The organism is Mesorhizobium sp. M0771, from assembly GCF_040320155.1.
GTDB lineage: Bacteria > Pseudomonadota > Alphaproteobacteria > Rhizobiales > Rhizobiaceae > Mesorhizobium.
This window is the reverse complement of the sequence record NZ_JAMYPC010000005.1, coordinates 58,925-78,573: the sequence shown is the minus strand read 5'-3', so window position 1 is coordinate 78,573 and position 19,649 is coordinate 58,925. Positions and strand designations below refer to the sequence as shown.

The window sequence follows — 19,649 nt, the reverse complement described above, 5'->3', positions numbered from 1 at the left end:
AGTTTAGCCTTGGAGCTTCCCGTTTGTTTTTGTTGTCAACGATCCGGAACGAATGGCTGCCCCAAGGAAGCCGGCGTGTTCATCATCGTCAGACGCTTGTTGCGCGAGATTAGAACGAGAACCACGACGGTTGCCAGATAGGGCAGAGAAGAAAGCAGCTGCGAAGGCACCGGAATGCCAAATGCCTGTGCATGAAGCTGGCCGATCCACACCGCGCCGAAGATGTAGGCGCCGGCGAGCACGCGCCACGGCCGCCAGGAGGCGAAGACGACCAGCGCCAGCGCGATCCAGCCGCGGCCCGCGCTCATGTTCTCCACCCATTGCGGCGTGTAGACCAGCGACAGATGGCCGCCGGCAAGGCCGGCGCAGGCGCCGCCGAAGATGACCGCGAGATAGCGGTAGCGGATGACCTTGATGCCGAGCGCATGCGCCGATGTGTGGCTGTCGCCGATCGAGCGCAGAGTGAGGCCGGTGCGGGTCTTGAACAGGAACCACATGACGGCCGCCGTCAGCGCGATCGAGATGTAGAAGATCGGGTCCTGGCCGAACAACAGCCTGCCGACCACGGGAATGTCGGTGAGCACCGGAACGTAGAGGTTTGGCAGCCGCTCGCCGGGCTGGCCGACGAAGCTGGTCCCCATCATGCCGGAAAGGCCGAGGCCGAGCAGCGTCAACGACAGGCCGGTCGCCACCTGATTGGTGGCGAGCGACAGCGTCATCACCGCAAACAGCAGCGAGAACACCGCGCCCATGGCAATTGCCGCCAACAGGCCCATCCAGGGCGATCCCGTGAGATAGCCGGCTCCGAAGCCGCCGACGGCGCCCATGATCATCATGCCTTCGACGCCGAGGTTGAGCACGCCGGAGCGCTCGACCACCAGTTCGCCGATGGCCGCTATTAAAAGCGGCGTCGCCGCCGTGGCGATGGTCAAAAGGATGTTGACGGCGATGTCCATCAGCGGGCTTCCTTCAACTTCGGCGCGGCTTCAAGCTTCGCCGCGCTTTTCGTCAGCGCCATGCCGACCAGACGGATGCGATAGTGGATGAGCGTGTCGCAGCCGAGCACGAAGAACAAAAGCATGCCCTGGAACACGCGTGCCACTTTGTCGGAAATGCCGAGCGCGCTCTGCACCGCCTCGCCGCCGAGATAGGTCAACGCCAGCACCAGGCCGGCGGCGACAATGCCGAGCGGATTGAGCCGGCCGAGGAACGCGACAATAATGGCGGTGAAGCCGTAGCCGGGCGAGATCACCGGCTGGAGCTGGCCGATGGCGCCGGAGACTTCCGAAATGCCGGCAAGCCCAGCCAGCGCGCCTGACAGCAGGAAGGCGAAGAACACCATGCGGTTGAGGCCGAAACCGGCGAAGCGCCCTGCCCTCGGGCTGGAGCCGAGCACGCGGACCTCAAAACCCTTGAGCAGGCGGCTCATCAGCACCCAGATCAGCACGGCTGCAACAAGCGCGAAGACAAAACCCCAATTGGCGCGGCCGGCATCCGGCATCAGTTCCGGCAGGACCGCCGAGTCATTGAACTGGATCGTCTGCGGGAAACCGTGGCCCTGTGGATCGCGCCAGGGGCCGCGCACCAGCCAGTCGAGGAAAAGCTGGGCGACATAGACCAGCATCAGGCTGGTCAGGATTTCGTTGGTGCCGAAGCGCGTCTTCAAGAGAGCCGGGATTGCTGCATAGGCGGCACCGCCGACCATGCCGAACAACAGCATCAGCGGCAGCACCAGCGGGCCTTCGAACCCGGGAAACAGCACCGGAATGGCCGAGCCGAAAATGCCGCCGAGGATGAACTGTCCCTCAGCGCCGATGTTCCAGATGTTGGCCTTGTAACAGACCGACAGGCCGACCGCGATCAGGATCAACGGCGCGGCCTTGATCGCCAGCTCATGCAGCTGCCAGACCTGGCTGATCGGCTCGATGAAATAGATCTCAAATGCGCTCAGCGGGTTGACGCCGAGCAGCGCGAACAGAACCGCGCCGGCGATGATCGTTAGGGCGAAGGCGATGAAGGGCGACAGCGCCGAAAAGAGCATAGAGCGCTGCGGGCGTTTGACGAGTTCGAGGCGCATCATGCCGTCTCCAGACCATGTTCGGCGTGGCCAGGCTCGGCGCCGCCCATCAACAGACCGACCTTTTCGAAAGTTGCCTCGGCGATCGGCAGCGGTTTGGACAATTCGCCATTGTGCATGACCGCGATCGCGTCCGAAATCTCGAACAGCTCATCGAGGTCCTGGCTGATGACCAGAACTGCCGAGCCGCTGCGCGCCAGTTCGATCAGCGCCTGGCGGATGTGGGCGGCGGCACCGGCGTCGACGCCCCAGGTCGGCTGGTTGACGACCATGACGGCAGGGCTGCGGTCGAGTTCGCGACCGACGATGAATTTCTGCAAATTGCCGCCCGAAAGGGCCGCAGCTTCCGGATCGGGCGCGCTCTTGCGCACATCCATCGCCACGATGATGCGCTGGGCGGCGGCATAGACCGCACCGCTTTTGACGGCGCCGCCGGCGCCGACAAAAACCTTGCCGTCGGTGGCGTGCCGCGACAGAAGCAGGTTTTCCGAAAGCTTCATGCGTGGCGCCGCGCCATGGCCGAGGCGTTCTTCCGGCACGAAGGCAGCGCCCATCAGCCGCCGGCCTGTGATCGAGAGCGAGCCGGCATCCTTGCCGCGGATGCGCACGGATGCGGCGTCCTGCTGCAGCACCTCGCCGGAGACGGATTCGAAGAACTCGCCCTGGCCGTTGCCGGCGACACCGGCAATGCCGATCACCTCGCCGGCGCGCACAGTGAGGTTGATATTCTTCAGCGGAATCGAAAACGGCGTTGCCGGCTTGCGGCTGAGGGCGCGGATTTCGAGCAGCGGCTGCGCGGTCTCGATGCCTTCGGCCGGCGCACGCACCACGGCCTTCACCTCGTTGCCGACCATCATGCGGGCCAGCGACGAAGCCGTTTCCTCGCGCGGATTGCAATGGCCGACGACCTTGCCGTGACGCAGCACGGTCGCGCGGTCGCAAATGCGTTTGACCTCTTCCAGCCGGTGCGAAATGTAGAGGATGGATTTGCCCTCGGAGCGCAGGCGCTCCAGCGTCTCGAACAGCTTGTCGGCTTCCTGCGGCGTCAGCACCGAGGTCGGCTCGTCGAGGATGATGAGCTGCGGCGTCTGCAACAGGCAGCGGATGATCTCGATGCGCTGGCGTTCGCCGACCGAGAGATCGCCGACCAGCGAGTCCGGATCGAGCGGCAGGCCATAGCTGAAGGAAAGCGCCCTCGCCTTGGCCGCGATCGAGCTGATCGGTGAGCCGTCATCCAGAGACAGAGCGATATTCTCGGCTGCGGTCAGCGCCTCGAACAGCGAAAAGTGCTGAAACACCATGCCGATGCCGAGCTTCTTCGCCATGCCCGGACTGGTGATCCGCACCGCTTCCCCGTTCCAGAATATCTCGCCGGAATTGGGCTCCAGCGAGCCGAACAGCATCTTGACCAGCGTCGACTTGCCGGCGCCGTTTTCGCCAAGCAGCGCGTGGATCTCGCCCTTGGCGATGTTGAGGTCGATATGATCGCACGCCGTCAGCGTGCCGAATATCTTGGTCAGGCCACGAACCTCAAGCAGGTTCGCTCCATCATGATCTGCACTCACAGTGCCTCCCATCCGGTTCCCGGACATGTTCTGTGTTCCCGCCAACATCGTATGCGCTGGCCGCTCTCGTGCGAAAGCAGCACCCACCTTGAAAGAGCTTCAAGAATTTCAGCGGAAACTCAAGGGGTAAAGATAGACCCGTTTCGCACAACAAACCGACCGACCGGTTTTTCGTGCAAACAGTGCCTGGGCGCCGCGGCAAAGCACTGAAAGGAAGGCAAACCTCCGTCAGGGGATCAGTATTGTCGTACCCGTGGTCTTGCGCCCTTCGAGATCGGCTTGCGCCTTGCCGGCGTCCTTCAGCGCATAGCGCTGGTTGATCTTGATCTCGACCGCGCCGCTCAACACCACATCGAACAATGCCGCGGCGGAGATTTCGAGGTCTTCACGCTTGGCGTTGTAGACGAACAGCGTCGGCCTGGTAGCGAACAGCGAGCCCTTCTGCGCCAGCACCGACATCGAAAATGGCGGGATCGGTCCAGAGGACTGACCGAAAGAGACGAACATGCCGAGCGGCTTCAGACAGTCGAGCGAGGCCGGGAATGTGTCGTTGCCGACCGAATCGTAGACGACGTCACATTTCTTGCCGCCGGTGATGGCGGCGACGCCGGCGACGAAATCCTGCTCCTTGTAGTTGATGACATGGTCGAAGCCATGCGCCTTGGCGAGCTCGATCTTGTCGGTTGAGCTTGCCGTGCCGATCACGGTGGCGCCGAGATGTTTTGCCCATTGTCCCAGGATCAGCCCGACGCCGCCGGCGGCGGCATGAAACAGGATGGTGTCGCCTGCCTTCACCTTGAAGGTCCGGCGCAACAGATACTCCGCCGTCATGCCTTTAAGCATCATGCCGGCGGCCTGTTCGTCGCTGATGCGGTCCGGTACCTTGACCACGCGGTCGGCGGCGACAATGCGCTGTTCGGCATAGGCGCCGACATTGACGGCATAGGCGATGCGGTCGCCCGGCTTCAGCCAGTCGATGCCTGCACCGACCTCGAGAACCACACCTGCCGCCTCGCCGCCCGGGATCAGCGGGAAGCCGCCGGGCGGCGGATAGAGGCCGATGCGGTGATAGACATCGATGAAATTGAGGCCGATCGCGGTGTGCCTGACCAGGATCTGCCCGGCGCCGGGTTGTCCCGGATCGGCGTCTTCATAGGTCAGGACTTCCGGACCGCCATGGGCGTGGATACGGACTGCTTTGGACATTGTGGGCTTTCCTGCGGTCAGGCTTTCTTAGTGTCCGGCTTGGCGCCGAGTTTGGGGAAGAACTGCATGATACCGCCGATGCAGGCGAGGTAAAGTCCGGTGATGGTGATGCCGACCTTGGTAAAGACGCTGACCTGTTCGCCCAAAACGCCGATCTGGTCGTAGAAGGCGGCAAGGGCCGCCTGCGCCAGGGCCAGCGCACCGAAAGCACACCAGAGCAGCGTCATGCCAAGATTGATTGGCCGCAGCCGCACCACCCGCACGGGGTGAATGAAGTTGATCGGCACGAAGGTGAGGATGCCGGCCGCCACGACGACGCCGAAGGACACCCACTGTCCCGGCTCGATGACGAACAGCGTGAACACGACCATGTTCCAGACCACCGGAAAGCCTTTGAAGAAGTTCTCCTTCGTCTTCATTCCGGTGTCGGCATAATAGATGGCGCTGGACACCACGATGATGGCCGCCGACAGGAAAGACAGCCCTTCGCCCATGAAGCCGCGCTGGTAGAGCGCGAAGGCGGGGATCAGCACATAGGTGACATAGTCGATGATGTTGTCGAGGAGTTCGCCCGACCAGGTCGGCAGGATCTCCTTGACCTCAAGCTTGCGCGCGATCGGCCCGTCTATGCCGTCGACGAACAGCGCCAGCCCCAGCCACCAGAACATCGCCGTCCAGCGTTGCTCGCTTGCCGCCACCAGAGACAGGAAGGCCAGGAACGAGCCAGACGCGGTCAACAGATGCACCGAGAATGCCCGCGCCTGCGGCCAGGTGACCTTTTTCTTCGGCCTGGGTATCCGGTCGGTGATCTTTTTGGCGGCATTCCTGGCGGTTGTGTTCTTGCTCACGGGCCCCGCCAATCCAGTTTGCAGATTTCGGCCGAGCGGCCGGCAAAGTTCCAGTTGTGGCCGAACGCCCGCATCTTGCTTTTGTCGGACCTGGCCACGATGATCTCCGGCGCGATCCAGTATTCCGAGTTGCCGATCACGGTATCCTTCTCGCGATCCTTGCCGGGAATCGGTGTGACCGCCCCGTCGATGATCTTCGGTATCTGGAAAATACGGGTCTTGTCACGCGTCTCGTAGGTGATCGGCACCTGCTCGACACCGAGGAACTTGCCGACAAGGATCGACAACAGCGAGGTTGTTCCGCCGGCCTTCCCGGTGAAGATCCTAGTCAGCGCTTTCACCGCATAGACGGAGGCGCGCTTGTCGATGAACAGGCCTGCGGTCCAGTTGCCGCGGCTCATATAGCCTGGGATTTCCATGACCAGACCGAGATTGAGGCCGGACAGGTCGACCTCGCCGAAATGGCCTGCGTCGATGCGGAAGCCCGCCCAGGTCTGGCAATAACCCTCCGTCGGCGGATGGCTGCCAAGCGACAGTACGCAAGGACAAAAAACCGTGCAATTGCAGGAGAGTACGAGCTCTCCTTTCATTGCCCAGCCTTGCTCTGCCATGGAATTATCCCCCGTCATGCCGAGACTACTAGCAGGGCGACTGCCCAGACAAGCAGTATCGCACCGGCCACTCGGGTTGGAAGGCTGCCGGTGGTCTGTTTTTCGATCAAGGTGAACAGGCCGATCAGCGCCATCCAGAACACGTTCATCGCGCCGACGGCAAACATCACCAGCATCAGCGCCCAGCAGCAGCCAAGGCACCACAGGCCCTGCTTCAGCCCTAGCCGGAAGATGCTACCCGGCTCCGCGCTCCAGTTGGAAAACAGTGTCGAGAACGGGTTCCGGCATTTTGTCAGGCAGGCCTGCTTGAGGCTGCTGAACTGGTAGAGGCCGGCAACCAGCAGCGCGGCCGCCGCGGCAAGGCCGCTCACCGGATCGAGCAATCGAGCGGAGGACGCAAATGCGTGGACGAGCAACGTCAGCACCGCGAAGCCGATAGAGGCGACAAGCCATGTCGAGAGGTAGCCGGCGACCAGGACCAGCGGGTGGGCCACCGGTTCGCCCTTGATGCGGGCGGTGTCGGCGATTTCACAATAGGTACGGATCATCGGCGCCGCCGACGGCAGCATCGTCGCCACAGCCATCGAAAACCACATCACGATCAACGCCAGAAGCTGTGCGCCGCCGGCATCAAGTGGTGCAGGCGTCAGGCACATGCCGAAGAAGCGGTCGAGGACATCCGGCAGCGGCAGTTGCGGCAGATATCGCAGGACCACATCGCCTGGTACGCCGGGGAGCCGGCCTTCGGCGCCGCGGATCGCCATGGCGCCGAGAATGAACCAGGCGAGCAGAATGCCGCCGGCGATGGCGATGTTGACCGTCAGGCGGGGGCTGCGGGCCAGGCTTGCCGTGGCGCGGCCGGCGCGGTCGAGATGGCTGAAATCGTCCTGCTGGCCGGTCATGACAACCGAATGAGCCTAATCGCCGCGTTGATCAAGCCGCATGGTCTGACCTATATCCATGGGTAGACACCTGCATCGCAAACTGGAAGTCCAATTTGGATCATCGCGAGACAGCACGGATACTGGTAGCCGGCAGCGGCCCTGCCGGACTGATCGCGACGCTCGGTTTCGCCGAGGCGGGCTTTCCGGTTACCCTGGTCGGACCCGAAGCAGGCGGGCCCGATGGCCGGACCACGGCGCTGATGAACCCTGCTCTCAAGGTTCTCGATCGGCTGGGCGTGCTGGCCGAACTTGCGCCGAAGGCCGCGCCGCTGAAGGTCATGCGCATCGTTGATGCGACCAGCCGGCTGATCCGCAGCCCGGTGGTGACTTTTCGCGCCATAGAGATCGGCGAGGAGCAGTTCGGGCTCAACCTGCCCAACAGTGCGCTGAACCCGACGCTGGCCAAGTCCGTCGCGGCGCATTCCGGCATCGAATGGCTGACGTCGATGGTCGAGAGTTGGCGTCTGGACGCCGATCAGGCGCATGCCGTCTTGACTGATGGTCGCGAAGTCTCGGCCGCGCTTGCGGTCGCTGCCGATGGGCGCCTGTCGCCGGCGCGCGAGGCGGCAGGCATAGTGGTCTCGGTGCGATCCTACCGCCAAGCGGCGCTGGTGCTGAATTTTGGCCATCGCAGCGAACACGGCTTCACCTCGACCGAGTTCCACACAGAGACCGGGCCGTTCACCCAGGTGCCGCTGCCCGGCAACCGCTCCAGCCTCGTCTGGGTGGTGAAACCGGAGACGGCCAAGGACCTCGCCGCACTCGATGACGCGACGCTTTCCGAGCGTGTCGAGCAGCAGATGCAGTCGATGCTGGGCCGGGTGTCGGTCGAGCCCGGCCGACAAATTTACCCGCTTTCAGCGGCATCACCGGGGCGCTTCGCGCAAAACCGGGTGGCGCTGGTCGGCGAGGCTGCACATGTGTTCCCGCCGATCGGAGCCCAAGGTCTCAACCTCGGCATCAGGGACATCGAGGATCTGATTGGAATCGCTGGTGAAAATCGCGGCGACCCCGGCGCCGCGAAGGCCCTGGCCGCCTATGATTCCAGGCGCCGTCCCGACATTCTGGCGCGTTCCGGCGCGGTCAATCTGCTCAACATGTCGCTGCTTTCGGACATGCTGCCGGCGCAGATGGCACGCAGCGCCGGCCTCAATGTGCTCGGCAGTTTCGCGCCGCTGCGCGCCTTTTTCATGCGCGAAGGCTTGAGGCCGGGCAGCGGCTTTGCGGCGCTTACCGGCGGTTCAGGGAAACAGGTCCGGCGGTAAGATGCCGTGGCGGATCATGTAGAGCAGCCCGGTCACCGTCAGCACCGAGAGGCAGGTGGTGATCAGCACGCTGGCCGAGGCGCGTTGCACCCAGACGCCATATTGCTGGGCGATGACGAAGACGTTGGTTGCGGTCGGTAATGCCGCCAAAAGCACGGCTGAAAAAACCCAGATTTCGGAAAAGTTCCCGATCCAGCTCAGCACGACGTAGCAGAGCGATGGATGCAGCATCAGCTTCAGCGCCGCGATCGACGCCAGCTCATGCGGCACGCGGTTGAGCGGCCGGAGCGCAAGCGTCACGCCCATGGCAAACAGGGCGCAAGGGGCGGCTGCCCGCGAAAGATATTCAAGCAGGCGATCGACCGGCTGCGGTGGGTGAAAGCCGAGATAGGCGGCGCCAACGCCAAGCGCGGTCGCGATGATGAACGGGTGCAGGACGATTTTCCTGACTACGCCGAGGATGAGCCGCCACGGCGATGTCTTGTCGTCGCCCGACAGCGCCATCATCATCGGCGCGATGGCGAAATGCATGATATTTTCGAAGCAGAAGATCAGCGCGACGGGAACCGCCGCTTGTTCGCCGAAGGCGAGCAGCGCCAGCCCCGGCCCCATATAGCCGATATTGCCGTAGGCCGCGGCCAGCGCCTTGATCGTCGACTGGGCGATCTCGCCGCGCGACGCCGTCACCGACCATACGAACATGATCGAGAAGATCGTGTAGGTGGAAAATACCGAGCCGAAGATGAAGCGCCATTCGGTCAACTGTTCGAACGGCGTGCGGGCCAGCAATTGGAAGAACAGGGCAGGAAGCGCGACATAGACGATGAAGGTGTTCATCCAGCCAAGCGCTTCCAGCGGCTGCCTGGTCATGCGCGCGACCAGAAAGCCGATGAAAATCAGCCCGAAGAACGGAAGAACAAGACCGACAATGTCAGACATTTTTGCCCTGGCCCGAAACCCCGGGACCGGGCTAGCCCGTAGCTTCATCAGGCGTCAAGCGCTTCGGCATTGAACTGACACGCTATCTGCGCCAAATAAAGCCTGATCCCAGACCTAAGTCGGGCTCGATTTTTGGCCACGGTGTGTGTAAATTCAAAGTCTTAGAGCGCTCTTCGCACATTCGAGGGGACGTCGGGCGCTCTAGAGGCTTAGTGGTGAGTATGATGAAAACGGCCAAATTTTCGATCGGACAGGTGGTTCGTCATCGGCTGTTTCCGTTCCGCGGCATCATTTTCGATGTCGATCCGCAATTCGCCAACACCGACGAATGGTACGAAGCCATCCCGGCCGACGTGCGGCCGCGCAAGGACCAGCCGTTCTACCATCTGCTCGCCGAGAATTCGGAAACCGAATACATCGCCTATGTCTCCGAGCAGAACCTGCTCGAGGATCAATCGGGCGAACCGGTCCGGCATCCACAGATCGGCGAGATGTTCGACAAGCGGCCCGACGGACGCTATGAGCCAAAACGCCAGTCGAGACACTGAGACGCCCCGATCAGCCGCCGCATCATGGCGCGCGTCGCATTGATTGAGAGCACGGTCCCATCCATCGTGGCAGTCTTAATTGCAGAAGGCTTGCAACAGATCCGGCAGCAGCCACTTATCGACCTAAATTCGCATGACGCCCAATTTGTAAAGGCGATGATAGAGAACCTGCTTCTTCATATAGCCGGCTATCGCTGCATTGATTTCCGCCCATTGGGACACGGAGCCGTGACTGCGTAGGCGAAGGCGGTCCTGCTCTTCTTGCCCAACGTCGTGCATGGCGAACGTCTTTTGACTGGGATAAACGCGAAAGCAGCCGAGGAAGCGTGGAAGCCGTTTGAAACGGAAACCTGCCGCCTGCGCCCGCAGGATGAAGTCCCAATCCATCGCAAACTGAAAATTTGTGTCGAATGAACCGAGCTTTTCCCAAACGCTGCGGCGCCAGAACATCGTCTCCTGGGGGATGTAGTCGGCCCATTTGATGACCTCGCTGTCATGCGGCGGCAGGACCACGCGAGCGGTCTCCCTACCCGCTTCGTCGATCACGATTCGATTGCCATAGACAAAATCGGCCTCGGGATACTTCTCGAAGGCGCGTGCAACATAATGCAGCGTTCCGGGCAACAGGACATCGTCGCTGTTGAGATAGGCCATGACGTCGCCGGAGACGATCGCAAAGCCTTTGTTGATGGCGTCTGTCTGCCCGCCATCCGCGGCGCTGTTCCAGGCAATCCGTTGTCCGTAGGACTCCAGTATCTCGCGTGTCCCGTCTTGCGAGCCGCCATCCTGAACGATGTATTCGAGATTGGGGTAGTTCTGAGACAGAACGCTGTCGATCGTAGCTGGCAGAAAATGCGCATGCCGATAGGACGGCGTGACAATGGCAATCCGAAGCGCGCCGGTGTTGGGTGTTGGAACGCTGTAGTTGAGTGGGGTATCCAATTTCCGCGGCTGGTATTGATGAAAATCGAAGACCTTCGGCTGGAATTTATATCGCCAGCTTTTGCGCCGCCGCAGGTAATAGTCACCCTCCAGCATCTGGATTCGCTGCGTCAGCGACGAAATCTCTTTCACCAGATTGGCGATTGTGACTTCCGGCTCGCCGTCCATCAGGTGTCCTCAACAATTGCGCTGCCACACGTCACACAACACGTAGTCCATTTCAATAGTGCCCAGTGCTGCATCTGCTACAAGTTTTCTGCTACGGACGACGGCTATGTTGCAAACTTGGGATTTGGCCGTGAAGGTGCGGAGACCCCGACGCGTCCATAATGCGGCCCTTGAATGCGTAGACCCTCCAGAAAACGAAGACATCTCATGCGCCGCTCTTTGTTACCGAAAAGTTCGCAACAGAATCCGTCCGATTCGAATGTGCTGATTTCCGTTCTGATGCCGCTTGAGTTCCATCGCGACCAGGCGACCATCGCGATCCGTAAATGGCGGCAGGACCAGACCCTGCAGGGCTCAGCGTTCGAACTCATACTGGTTGCCTCCCACGATGCCGATGCTGCGGATATGGATGAGATTCGCCAGTTGCTTGCGCCGCAGGACCGCCTCGTCCAGACGTCTGCCAAGCATGACATCGCACAAGTCGCGGAAGCTGCGCGGCATGCCCGGGGGGATCTCCTGTTCTTCACCGAAAGTCATGTCTGGCCGACGCCAACCGTCCTCGAACAATGCCTCGACGTCTTCGCAAAGCGCCCCGAATGGGCGGGGTTCTCATGTCGAACCCATGCCAGCGCACCCAACAAACTGGCGCGTTCGGAAGCACGGATGTACGAGGCCGATATCCAGCATGGCATGACGGAGAGTTCGTGGCGCAAGATCCTCGATCAGTGCTTTGCAACGCGCCGCAAGGCCTACGGAGAAGCCGGGGGGTTTGAGTTTGACTTCGGGCATTTTTCGGAATGGCTGTTGGCTGCCCGCTACCACAAATTGGGGCTGGCCATCGGCTACGCGCCAGAAATCGAACTTGTGCATCACTACATTGGGCAATGGCCGGAACTGCGTGGCTTTACGGAGGATTTCGTCGCCGGCGAGGCACTCTGGCTTGCGCGCGGCGGACCGCGGCAGGAGCGGATAATCGAAATTCCATTCGAATGGAGCAGTCGAGGCGAACGCCGGAAAGATCTGGCGCGGCATATTCTGCAAATCGCGTGGCATCAGAAGAGACGGAAATTGCGTCCGCGGCTGCGCGATCGAGGCATGCTGCAGGTGCTCCGGCGTCATTGGGTCGCGGCCTTGCTGGGCGACCGTCTGGACACCAGCCGCGCGCGCGCAACGCTGCTCTGGCGTCACGTCGCGCTGATGCTGGCGCGGGCATTCGGTTCGGACGCGCAACTCGACAGAGTGTTTCGGCAAACGATCGCCGCACTGGTGCACGAGCGACGGCTGCGTACCTCGCCTGAAGTGCAAAAAGTCGCTGGCGAGGGTTCGCTGTGGACGCCAGATGAATTACATGCCGGGCGCGCTGCCGGGATCCATGCGGCGGAAGTCTATGACGGCGTGCCCTTTCGATGGTCGAGCGATGTCGCGTCGGCCGAACTGCAATTGCCCGCGGGGGAACATCTGGTGCAGGTCCAGACGCTGGCGCACATATTGATGAAGTCCGTCAAGCCGCTTTTTTATCTGAACGGGCAAATGCTGCCCATTGAAGCCGCCAATGTCGCCGACGGAACTTTCATTCTGAAGGTGGCGCGCGACGGCGACAATCCCACGATCCTCGGGTGGGTTAGCGAACCTCAGCAAGCGCCGAACGATAGCCGCATACTGGGGCTGCCGATTACACGGATTTCCAGGCTAGAGCATTTCTAGGAAAGTATACGCGGTTCTCCTGGGAACGCGCACAGCGCTTTCTGAAACCTGAGAGATAGAGCATGATGTCGTCCGAAAACCGCTTCACACTTTTCGGCATCATGCTCTAGGGAATTGCGTAAAAACAAAGAAATAGAGCGGTTCGCCGTTTTTGTGAAACGGTGAACCGCTCTAGGGAGAAACGATAGCCGAAAGGGCCGGACAGCGCAGATCTATCTCAGTTGGCGGCTTTGGCCTTGGCCTGCTCGTCCTTGAGCTTCTTGGCGAAGTCCTGGTTGTTCTTGACGACGAAATCCTGAAGTTTTTTCTGCCGATCCTCGATGTCCGACTGCTGCAGCGGCGCGCCGTCAAAGGCGCCGCTGAAGCCGGTCAAGGCAACCTTGATGGGATTTGGTTGACTTTGGAAGTTGATCGAGGTCAGCGTGATCGCCTGTCCCTTCTTGAAGGACGCGACGAGCGCGTCGGTCAGCGGCACTTCGGCAACGCAACGGTCGGCGAAGCAAATGACATAATCCAGCTTCGTCGCCTTGCCGGCGTCTATTTGCAGGGCGATGCCGGGGGGCACCAGGCGACCTGGGGGAACCGTGACCTGGAAGACCTTGCGGTTTACCTTGCCCTTCAACTCGATCAGGCTGACGCCGGTGACGAACTGGCCGTTGCCGGCAGTGATGATGTTCTGGACATTGCAGATGTCGACATCTTCCTGCTTGGTGCAGGCCTTGAACCAACCCTGCGGAATCTGTTGCTGTGCCGAAGCGGTGGGAAGTCCGGCGCCCAGAAAGCCGACCACGCCCGCGGCCAGGACCGAAAGGCGGTATGCGTTGCTGTTCAGGCTCGTCATGTCGTGCATTTCCTCTCAAATGATCCCGGGACCGGCTTCTTCGCGCCGTGTGGTCCTGCTACCTGTTGCCGAATTGAGGCAACAGAATGACTTCGGAGCGCGTGTTACACTGCATGAGCAGCCGAATCCAGCCCGCCGCCTGCAATTCTTGGCCTCGCAATTTGGGTCGTGCGATTTGGGTTGATGTATCTGGCCGGAGCGCCGCGGCGCCATGTTAGGGTGCACTCCGAATCATCAAGCCGCCCAGTAAGGAGACGGTCATGGGCCGCATTCTTGTTTGGCTGATCGCCGCAATTTCGTTCTTCGCCTTTGCACCCGGCGTGGCGATGTCGGAACCGAGACATGCCATCGCAATGCAGGGCGAGCCGGCGCTGCCAGCCGACTACCAGCATTTCGACTACGTCAATCCCGATGCGCCGAAGGGCGGCAACATCACTTACTGCGTCGTCGGCAGCTTCGACAATCTGAACCCGTTCATCCTGAAGAGCCTGCGCACCACGGCGCGCGGCATGCAGGACCTCATTTTCGGCAATCTCGTCTTCGAGCCGTTGATGATGCGCAACTACGACGAGGCCTTCAGCCTCTATGGCCTGCTCGCAGACACAGCCGATATGGATCCCGAGCGCAAGTGGATCGAGTTCCATCTCAACCCAAATGCAAAGTGGTCCGATGGCGACCCGGTGACGCCGGATGACGTGCTGTTCACCTACGATGTCTTCACCGACAAGGGCCGCCCGCCCTACAGGGATCGCATGAGCCTGATCGCCAAGCTCGAAAAGACCGGCGATCACAGCGTGCGCTTCACCTTCAACGACAAGGCCAATCGCGAGACCCCCTTGATCATCGCGCTGACGCCGATCATCCCAAAGCACGCCTTCAACAAGGATACCTTCGACAAGACGACGTTGAAGCCGGTGATCGGCAGCGGTCCCTACATCATCGACAAGGTGCAGCCGGGACAGCGCATCGTGTTCAAGCGCAACCCGAATTACTGGGGCAAGGACATCCCTTCCAAGCGCGGCTTCGACAATTACGACCAGATCACCATCGAGTACTTCCTCAACGCCAATGCCAAGACGGAAGCGTTCAAGAAAGGCATCTGCGCCATTTACGATGAGGGCGATCCGGTCAAGCGCGAGCGCGATATCGATTTTCCCGCCTTTCATCGCGGCGAGGTGATCGCCGAGACCTTCGACACCGGCATACCGCCCGTGGTGACCGGCTTCCTGTTCAACACGCGGCTGGAGAAGTTTTCCAATCCGGAGGTGCGGCGCGCGCTCGGCATGCTCTACGACTTCGAATGGGCCAACAAGAACCTGTTCGGCGGTAAGTACACGCGCACGATGAGCTACTGGCAGAATTCCGAACTTTCCGCGCTCGGCCATCCCGCCAGCGACAGGGAAAAGGCGCTGCTGGCGCCCTACCCCGGCCGCGTGCCGGCCGATGTCATGGACGGCAGCTGGCGCCCGCCGGTGAATGACGGCACCGGCCAAGACCGCAAGGTGATGAAGGTGGCGTTCGACCTGCTGAAGAGCCAGGGCTACGCCGTTAGGGATGGTGTCCTGCTGGACCCAAAGGGAACTCCCTTCGGTTTCGAGATCCTGACGGCCTCGCAGGACGAGGAACGCTTTGCCGCCATTTATCAGCGCTCGCTGGAAAAGATCGGCATCGCGGTGACCATCCGCAGCCTCGAAGCCGACCAGATCCAGTCGCGCAAGCAGCGTTTCGACTTTGAGGTTCTTGTCGGGTCGAGCGGGTTCAGCAACTCGCTGTCTCCCGGTATGGAGCAGAACCTTCGCTGGGGTTCTTCAGAGGCCAAAAGAGAAGGTTCATTCAATCTGGCCGGCGTCGCCGATCCGGCGGTCGACGCGGCGATCGACGCGATGCTGAGAGCACGGACCAAGGAAGACTATGTCGCCGCCGTGCGCGTGCTCGACCGATTGCTGATCTCCGGCAATTACATGGTGCCGATGCAGTACAACGCGCAGCAATGGCTCGCTTACTGGAATTACCTGGATCATCCCAAAAAGACTCCCATATTCGGTTATCAATGGCCGACATGGTGGCGCAAGCCGAACTGAGCGTAGCCGAGACCATGCTCGGTAAAACGCTCGGCTGCAGGAGATCAAGATGAGCGATGACAATTCCATTACCATCGACGTGGTCTCCGACGTCGTCTGCCCCTGGTGCTTCGTCGGCCAGAAGCGGCTGGACAAGGCGATTGCCGCTGCCGGCGACGTCGAGGTTCATGTGCGCTGGCGGCCGTTCCAGCTCGACCCGACCATCCCGCCCGGGGGCAAGGACCGGCGCGAATACATGCTGGCCAAATTCGGCAGCGACGAGCGCATCCGCCAGATGCATGCCCGCATAGAGCCGCTCGGCGAGGCCGAAGGCATCGATTTCGCTTTCGACGCCATCAAGGTCGCCGCCAACACGCTGGACGCGCATCGCGTCATCCGCTGGGCGGGCGCCGCCGGTGAAGCCGTGCAGAACCGGCTCGTGCGCCGGCTGTTCCAGCTGTATTTCGAGGAAGGCGGCAATATTGGCGACCACGCTGTGCTGATCGACGCCGCCCGCGAGGCCGGCATGGACGCCGCCGTGGTCGAGACGCTGTTGCCGACCGATGCCGACGTCGAGGAGGTGCGCACAGAAATCGCCACGGCATCGCGGATGGGGATCACCGGCGTGCCGTGTTTCCTGCTCGAAGGCAAATACGCCGTCATGGGCGCGCAGGACGCCGACACGCTGACTGATGCCATCCGCCAGGTCGCGGCCGCAAAGGCCAAGGGCGAACTGGAAAAGGCCGGCTAGAGCCTGTTCCATCCCGATGGAAATCGGGATGGGCTCTATCTCCTTGTTTGAGCATGATCTCTGGACAAAACGGTTTCCCGTTTGTCCGAGAAAACCGGCAACCACTTTTCGGGATCATGCTCGGGTTATTTCACCGTCACCCTTGGCTTTGCTGAGGAAGAATCCGTGGCCGTTGCTGCCCGTGCAGGTCAGTCCCTTGGTTGACGACTGGCAGGAAAACGGCCCTTTGCTCCAGCTGCTTCCGTAAGCCAGCTTCGCCACATCGCTGCAGCAGCCCTGCTCGCCCGGATTCTTGATCAATGTCGCCGGGCCGTTCGGCCCAAGGATCACGGTGACGTAGCTGGGCTCGACGCGCGAACAGCCCAGTTCCGGACCGCCATCCTGTGGCTCGTAGGTGCTGGTGCCGCCCTTCGGCGTGTAGATGCAGCCGATGTTGCCGGACGGCGCATTGAACTCGATTTGCCCTTCGGCGCTTGCCGGAATGGTCTGGCTGCCGGCATGCGCAAGAGGCAGCCAGGCAAAGAGCGTCACGATTGCGGGAACGGCTGCGCTTGCAAGCATTGGGGAGCTTCCTTGTTGGGGACCGGACATGCATTGGTGCCGACAGTGCCCGGCAAGGTTCATTCCAGTGCGCTTGATTGTCAAACGGTGTTGAACTGCAGCTAAAAAGCGCGTGCCACCTCATGAACAGTCGCTTTACAGCAGCGACGATCTTGCGTGCCCAACCATGATGGCCGGTGAGATGATTCGGGCGGCCTGGGGCGATCACGGACGGCAATTTTTCGGGCGATCCGGTTAGCGCGCGGTGGGAAAACCGGCCGACGGGCAGGCCTTTTGGTCACAAAGCCGTGTATGAGCCTTCCCTCAGGGAATATATTCGCGCATCTGAACGTTCTCGCAACACATTGAAACAAAGGACAAATTTGGCCCAAAGACGGCGATCTCGCAGCGCCAACTGTTGCCTCATGGCAACGGCGGGTGGGCTGCTTCACATCCGCCGGGATAAAATTCATAGAAAATGATCAATTGGTGTTACTATCCGTAACAAAACTAAAAAGGTTTGGGCGGGATTGTGATTCGGGTCGACAGACCGCGACGTTCAATATCGGCACTTTGGAACCGCGACGCCCCCGTCGGGCCGTCGCCCCTGACGCCAGTATCGTCGATGCGGACCTTCTGGGGACTGATGCGGGCCTACTGGTTCTCGGACCGGTGGAGAGAGGCCTGGGCCCTGACCTTGGTGGTCGCGGCGCTAACTGCTCTATCGAGCAAGGCCGACGTCTGGTTCACGGTGGCGATGGGAAAGCTGTCAAACTCCATCGCTTTTTTCCACGATGCTGCGAATACTGCGCCGCTTGAATCGCTTCTTACCAATGCCGGGCTGCTGGTGCTGCTGGTCGTGGTCAAGGATGCGGGCATTACTTCCATCAAAAGCCTTGTCTCTGCGACACTGCATCGCAAATGGCGCGGCTGGCTGGATGGCCGCTTCAATGAAGCTCTCCTCGATAACAACCACACGCACTACCACGCCCAGAATGGCTCGGCCTGCACGCCGGCACCCGACAACATCGATCAGCGCGTGCAGGAATCGATTAAAGATATGACTGGTGGCGCCCTGGGGCTTGCACAGGGTGTGTTCGGCGTCTTTACCTCGCTGTACTTTGTGGGGGGAGCTTTGCTTGCAAACTCCGTGGAGGTAAAAGGGCTGGAGTTCCTCGGCAGCTACGGTAGCGTCGTGCTCGCTCTTCTAGCGGTCGCTATCTACGTGCCGTTCAACACTTGGATCGCAGTCAAACTTGGCGGAATGCTCGAGTGGCTCAACATCAGGATGCAGAAGGCGGAAGGCAGCTATCGCGGCGAACTGCTCACGCTACTGCGCCGGAGCTTCCATGTGTCAGCGGCGCGAGGCGAAGAAGTCCAGAAGAAAATACATGGTCGGCTCTATCTCGACATCGACCGGACTTGGTCGAAGTTCAATATTGTCAACAATATCTATTCAGGATTCGAATCGGTCTATAATTTTGTTGCGGCCAAAATTGTCGCTTTTGCTCCTGGCCTTGTGCCTTTCATCAACAACAAGGTTGATTTCACAGGGTATGTAACCGGCTCCGAGCAGGTCAACGCGCTGATCAGCAAGTGCTCGTGGTTCATCCATGTCATGCCGAGTCTCGCCACGTTGCGGGCCAACAGCCAGCGCGTCATTGAGTTGGCGAACGCCATCGAAAACGTCCAGCAGCCGCAAGACTTCTACAGCCAGACCGGCCAGTCCGACTTCCACTATGCCAGCCAGAACCCCGTCTTCGGCCTGACCATCCAGAAGCTCGAACTGGCGCATCAGGGCGAGGACGCCACGCCATTCCTGAGTGCTGCCAATCTGCGCTTCCGGCGCGGCGAGTGGGCGTTCCTTAGGGGTGAGTCCGGCTGCGGCAAGACTTCGCTGATCAAGGCGATCAACGGCTTGTGGCCTTATGGCCGCGGCACCATCGTCTTCCCTGACGGTGTGAGGAGCTTCTATGCCGCCCAGGAGGTCAAGCTGCAGCAGGTGTCGCTGAAGCAGCTGGTGTGCCTGCCCGGCTCCGAGGACGACTATGGCGATGCGCAGGTCGCGGCAGCCCTGCACAAGGCCGGCCTTGGCGATTTCATCGAACACATGGCCGATGAAAGCCGCGAGGGAAAGATCTGGGACCAGCTGCTGTCCGGCGGCCAGAAGCAGAAGCTGGTTGTGGCCCGCATCGTGCTGCAGCAACCGGGACTGTTGTTCCTCGACGAAGCGACCGGCGCGCTCGATCCGGATGGCAAGATCGCCTTCCACCAGGCCATCAAGGACAACTGTCCCGATGTCACGGTGATCAGCATCATGCATGAGGCGGTGCCGCCACGTTCGGCCTCGGGCGAGGAATTCTACCATAGCGTGGTCGCGATCGCCGACGGCGTCGCCACCAAGAGGCCGCTTGTTCCGAACTTTCCGCGCGAGCTCACCACCATCCTTACGCAGCCGCGGCCGGTCGAGGACAAATGGATGCGTTTTTCACGCCGGCTGAAGCAGAAATAGCAGCCACGCCGAAGCGCGTTCCGCCACTGGCGGCGGGGCACTCGCTCCCTCCCCCTTCAATAATCATCACAGTCTCGCGATTGGGCCGGCTCCCGGCTGTTTTCCGCCACCCCCGCGATTGACTCGCC

General features: G+C 61.1%; 17 protein-coding genes. 6 read left to right on the top strand and 11 right to left on the bottom strand.

Features of this window, described 5'->3' with window-relative positions; genetic code table 11:
- Positions 1 to 35: 35 nt before the first annotated feature.
- The 7 genes from NKI05_RS09520 to NKI05_RS09490 all read right to left on the bottom strand — a co-directional run bounded on the left by NKI05_RS09520 (position 36) and on the right by NKI05_RS09490 (position 7,209).
- Positions 36 to 956 carry an ABC transporter permease gene (locus NKI05_RS09520; RefSeq protein ID WP_023682526.1) on the bottom strand — a complete coding sequence of 307 codons (921 nt, stop codon included), beginning with the start codon at positions 954 to 956 and terminating at the stop codon, positions 36 to 38.
- Entirely contained in the window at positions 956 to 2,080 is a 1,125-nt protein-coding gene (locus tag NKI05_RS09515; RefSeq protein ID WP_031193354.1) for an ABC transporter permease, read from the bottom strand. The genes NKI05_RS09520 and NKI05_RS09515 overlap by 1 nt, the downstream gene beginning before the upstream one ends.
- A complete protein-coding gene (locus NKI05_RS09510; RefSeq protein ID WP_023682524.1) occupies positions 2,077 to 3,654 on the bottom strand; it encodes an ABC transporter ATP-binding protein in 1,578 nt (525 codons plus the stop codon). The genes NKI05_RS09515 and NKI05_RS09510 overlap by 4 nt, the downstream gene beginning before the upstream one ends.
- A 216-nt stretch (positions 3,655 to 3,870) precedes the next feature.
- Complete coding sequence (locus tag NKI05_RS09505) at positions 3,871 to 4,848, bottom strand: quinone oxidoreductase family protein (RefSeq protein ID WP_352792336.1); 978 nt, start codon at positions 4,846 to 4,848, stop codon at positions 3,871 to 3,873.
- A 17-nt stretch (positions 4,849 to 4,865) separates the two neighbouring features.
- Positions 4,866 to 5,696, bottom strand: coding sequence for a phosphatidylcholine synthase (gene pcsA / locus NKI05_RS09500; protein WP_023668966.1), 831 nt, complete (start codon positions 5,694 to 5,696; stop codon positions 4,866 to 4,868).
- Positions 5,693 to 6,307 (bottom strand): DUF1326 domain-containing protein, encoded by a 615-nt coding sequence (locus NKI05_RS09495; RefSeq protein WP_352519924.1) that lies wholly within the window; start codon positions 6,305 to 6,307, stop codon positions 5,693 to 5,695. Before NKI05_RS09495 ends, pcsA begins: the two co-directional genes overlap by 4 nt.
- A gap of 14 nt (positions 6,308 to 6,321) precedes the next feature.
- The gene (locus tag NKI05_RS09490) at positions 6,322 to 7,209 is read right to left on the bottom strand and encodes a DUF2182 domain-containing protein (RefSeq protein ID WP_352792335.1); all 888 of its coding nucleotides are present in this window, start codon (positions 7,207 to 7,209) and stop codon (positions 6,322 to 6,324) included.
- Between the two features lie 95 nt (positions 7,210 to 7,304).
- On the opposite strand from NKI05_RS09490, the gene NKI05_RS09485 reads away from it, so the two are divergent.
- Complete coding sequence (locus NKI05_RS09485; protein ID WP_352792334.1) at positions 7,305 to 8,516, top strand: UbiH/UbiF family hydroxylase; 1,212 nt, start codon at positions 7,305 to 7,307, stop codon at positions 8,514 to 8,516.
- Here NKI05_RS09485 and NKI05_RS09480 read toward each other — a convergent pair.
- Positions 8,493 to 9,455, bottom strand: a complete 963-nt coding sequence (locus tag NKI05_RS09480) for an AEC family transporter (protein ID WP_352792333.1) — start codon at positions 9,453 to 9,455, stop codon at positions 8,493 to 8,495. The two genes, NKI05_RS09485 and NKI05_RS09480, sit on opposite strands and share 24 nt — an antisense overlap.
- A gap of 224 nt (positions 9,456 to 9,679) precedes the next feature.
- On the opposite strand from NKI05_RS09480, the gene hspQ reads away from it, so the two are divergent.
- Positions 9,680 to 10,003: a heat shock protein HspQ gene (hspQ, locus tag NKI05_RS09475; protein WP_023668971.1), complete on the top strand. Its 324-nt coding sequence runs from the start codon at positions 9,680 to 9,682 to the stop codon at positions 10,001 to 10,003.
- 123 nt (positions 10,004 to 10,126) lie between these two features.
- Here the strand turns inward: hspQ and NKI05_RS09470 are convergent, their stop codons facing one another.
- Positions 10,127 to 11,113 carry a glycosyltransferase family 2 protein gene (locus NKI05_RS09470; protein WP_352792332.1) on the bottom strand — a complete coding sequence of 329 codons (987 nt, stop codon included), beginning with the start codon at positions 11,111 to 11,113 and terminating at the stop codon, positions 10,127 to 10,129.
- A 207-nt stretch (positions 11,114 to 11,320) separates the two neighbouring features.
- On the opposite strand from NKI05_RS09470, the gene NKI05_RS09465 reads away from it, so the two are divergent.
- The gene (locus NKI05_RS09465; protein WP_352792330.1) at positions 11,321 to 12,817 is read left to right on the top strand and encodes a glycosyltransferase family protein; all 1,497 of its coding nucleotides are present in this window, start codon (positions 11,321 to 11,323) and stop codon (positions 12,815 to 12,817) included.
- A 217-nt stretch (positions 12,818 to 13,034) separates the two neighbouring features.
- Here the strand turns inward: NKI05_RS09465 and NKI05_RS09460 are convergent, their stop codons facing one another.
- Positions 13,035 to 13,658 (bottom strand): invasion associated locus B family protein, encoded by a 624-nt coding sequence (locus tag NKI05_RS09460; protein ID WP_023668972.1) that lies wholly within the window; start codon positions 13,656 to 13,658, stop codon positions 13,035 to 13,037.
- Positions 13,659 to 13,918: 260 nt separating this feature from the next.
- On the opposite strand from NKI05_RS09460, the gene NKI05_RS09455 reads away from it, so the two are divergent.
- On the top strand, positions 13,919 to 15,739 hold the full coding sequence (locus tag NKI05_RS09455) for an extracellular solute-binding protein (protein ID WP_352519921.1): 1,821 nt from the start codon (positions 13,919 to 13,921) through the stop codon (positions 15,737 to 15,739).
- 49 nt (positions 15,740 to 15,788) lie between these two features.
- Positions 15,789 to 16,469, top strand: a complete 681-nt coding sequence (locus NKI05_RS09450) for a DsbA family oxidoreductase (RefSeq protein ID WP_352792329.1) — start codon at positions 15,789 to 15,791, stop codon at positions 16,467 to 16,469.
- Positions 16,470 to 16,583: 114 nt separating this feature from the next.
- On the opposite strand, the gene NKI05_RS09445 is transcribed toward NKI05_RS09450, so the two are convergent.
- Positions 16,584 to 17,000 carry a hypothetical protein gene (locus NKI05_RS09445; RefSeq protein WP_352792328.1) on the bottom strand — a complete coding sequence of 139 codons (417 nt, stop codon included), beginning with the start codon at positions 16,998 to 17,000 and terminating at the stop codon, positions 16,584 to 16,586.
- A gap of 634 nt (positions 17,001 to 17,634) precedes the next feature.
- On the opposite strand from NKI05_RS09445, the gene NKI05_RS09440 reads away from it, so the two are divergent.
- The gene (locus NKI05_RS09440) at positions 17,635 to 19,521 is read left to right on the top strand and encodes an ABC transporter ATP-binding protein/permease (RefSeq protein ID WP_352792327.1); all 1,887 of its coding nucleotides are present in this window, start codon (positions 17,635 to 17,637) and stop codon (positions 19,519 to 19,521) included.
- Positions 19,522 to 19,649: the final 128 nt, after the last annotated feature.

Bases quoted from the DNA above. Each gene is read 5' to 3' on its own strand.
- NKI05_RS09505 (WP_352792336.1), bottom strand. From the start codon at position 4,848: ATGTCCAAAGCAGTCCGTATCCACGCCCATGGCGGTCCGGAAGTCCTG.
- NKI05_RS09520 (WP_023682526.1), bottom strand. From the start codon at position 956: ATGGACATCGCCGTCAACATCCTTTTGACCATCGCCACGGCGGCGACG.
- NKI05_RS09440 (WP_352792327.1), top strand. From the start codon at position 17,635: ATGCGGACCTTCTGGGGACTGATGCGGGCCTACTGGTTCTCGGACCGG.
- NKI05_RS09495 (WP_352519924.1), bottom strand. From the start codon at position 6,307: ATGGCAGAGCAAGGCTGGGCAATGAAAGGAGAGCTCGTACTCTCCTGC.
- NKI05_RS09470 (WP_352792332.1), bottom strand. From the start codon at position 11,113: ATGGACGGCGAGCCGGAAGTCACAATCGCCAATCTGGTGAAAGAGATT.
- NKI05_RS09450 (WP_352792329.1), top strand. From the start codon at position 15,789: ATGAGCGATGACAATTCCATTACCATCGACGTGGTCTCCGACGTCGTC.
- NKI05_RS09515 (WP_031193354.1), bottom strand. From the start codon at position 2,080: ATGATGCGCCTCGAACTCGTCAAACGCCCGCAGCGCTCTATGCTCTTT.
- NKI05_RS09510 (WP_023682524.1), bottom strand. From the start codon at position 3,654: ATGGGAGGCACTGTGAGTGCAGATCATGATGGAGCGAACCTGCTTGAG.
- NKI05_RS09465 (WP_352792330.1), top strand. From the start codon at position 11,321: ATGCGCCGCTCTTTGTTACCGAAAAGTTCGCAACAGAATCCGTCCGAT.
- hspQ (WP_023668971.1), top strand. From the start codon at position 9,680: ATGAAAACGGCCAAATTTTCGATCGGACAGGTGGTTCGTCATCGGCTG.
- NKI05_RS09490 (WP_352792335.1), bottom strand. From the start codon at position 7,209: ATGACCGGCCAGCAGGACGATTTCAGCCATCTCGACCGCGCCGGCCGC.
- NKI05_RS09480 (WP_352792333.1), bottom strand. From the start codon at position 9,455: ATGTCTGACATTGTCGGTCTTGTTCTTCCGTTCTTCGGGCTGATTTTC.
- NKI05_RS09460 (WP_023668972.1), bottom strand. From the start codon at position 13,658: ATGACGAGCCTGAACAGCAACGCATACCGCCTTTCGGTCCTGGCCGCG.
- NKI05_RS09455 (WP_352519921.1), top strand. From the start codon at position 13,919: ATGGGCCGCATTCTTGTTTGGCTGATCGCCGCAATTTCGTTCTTCGCC.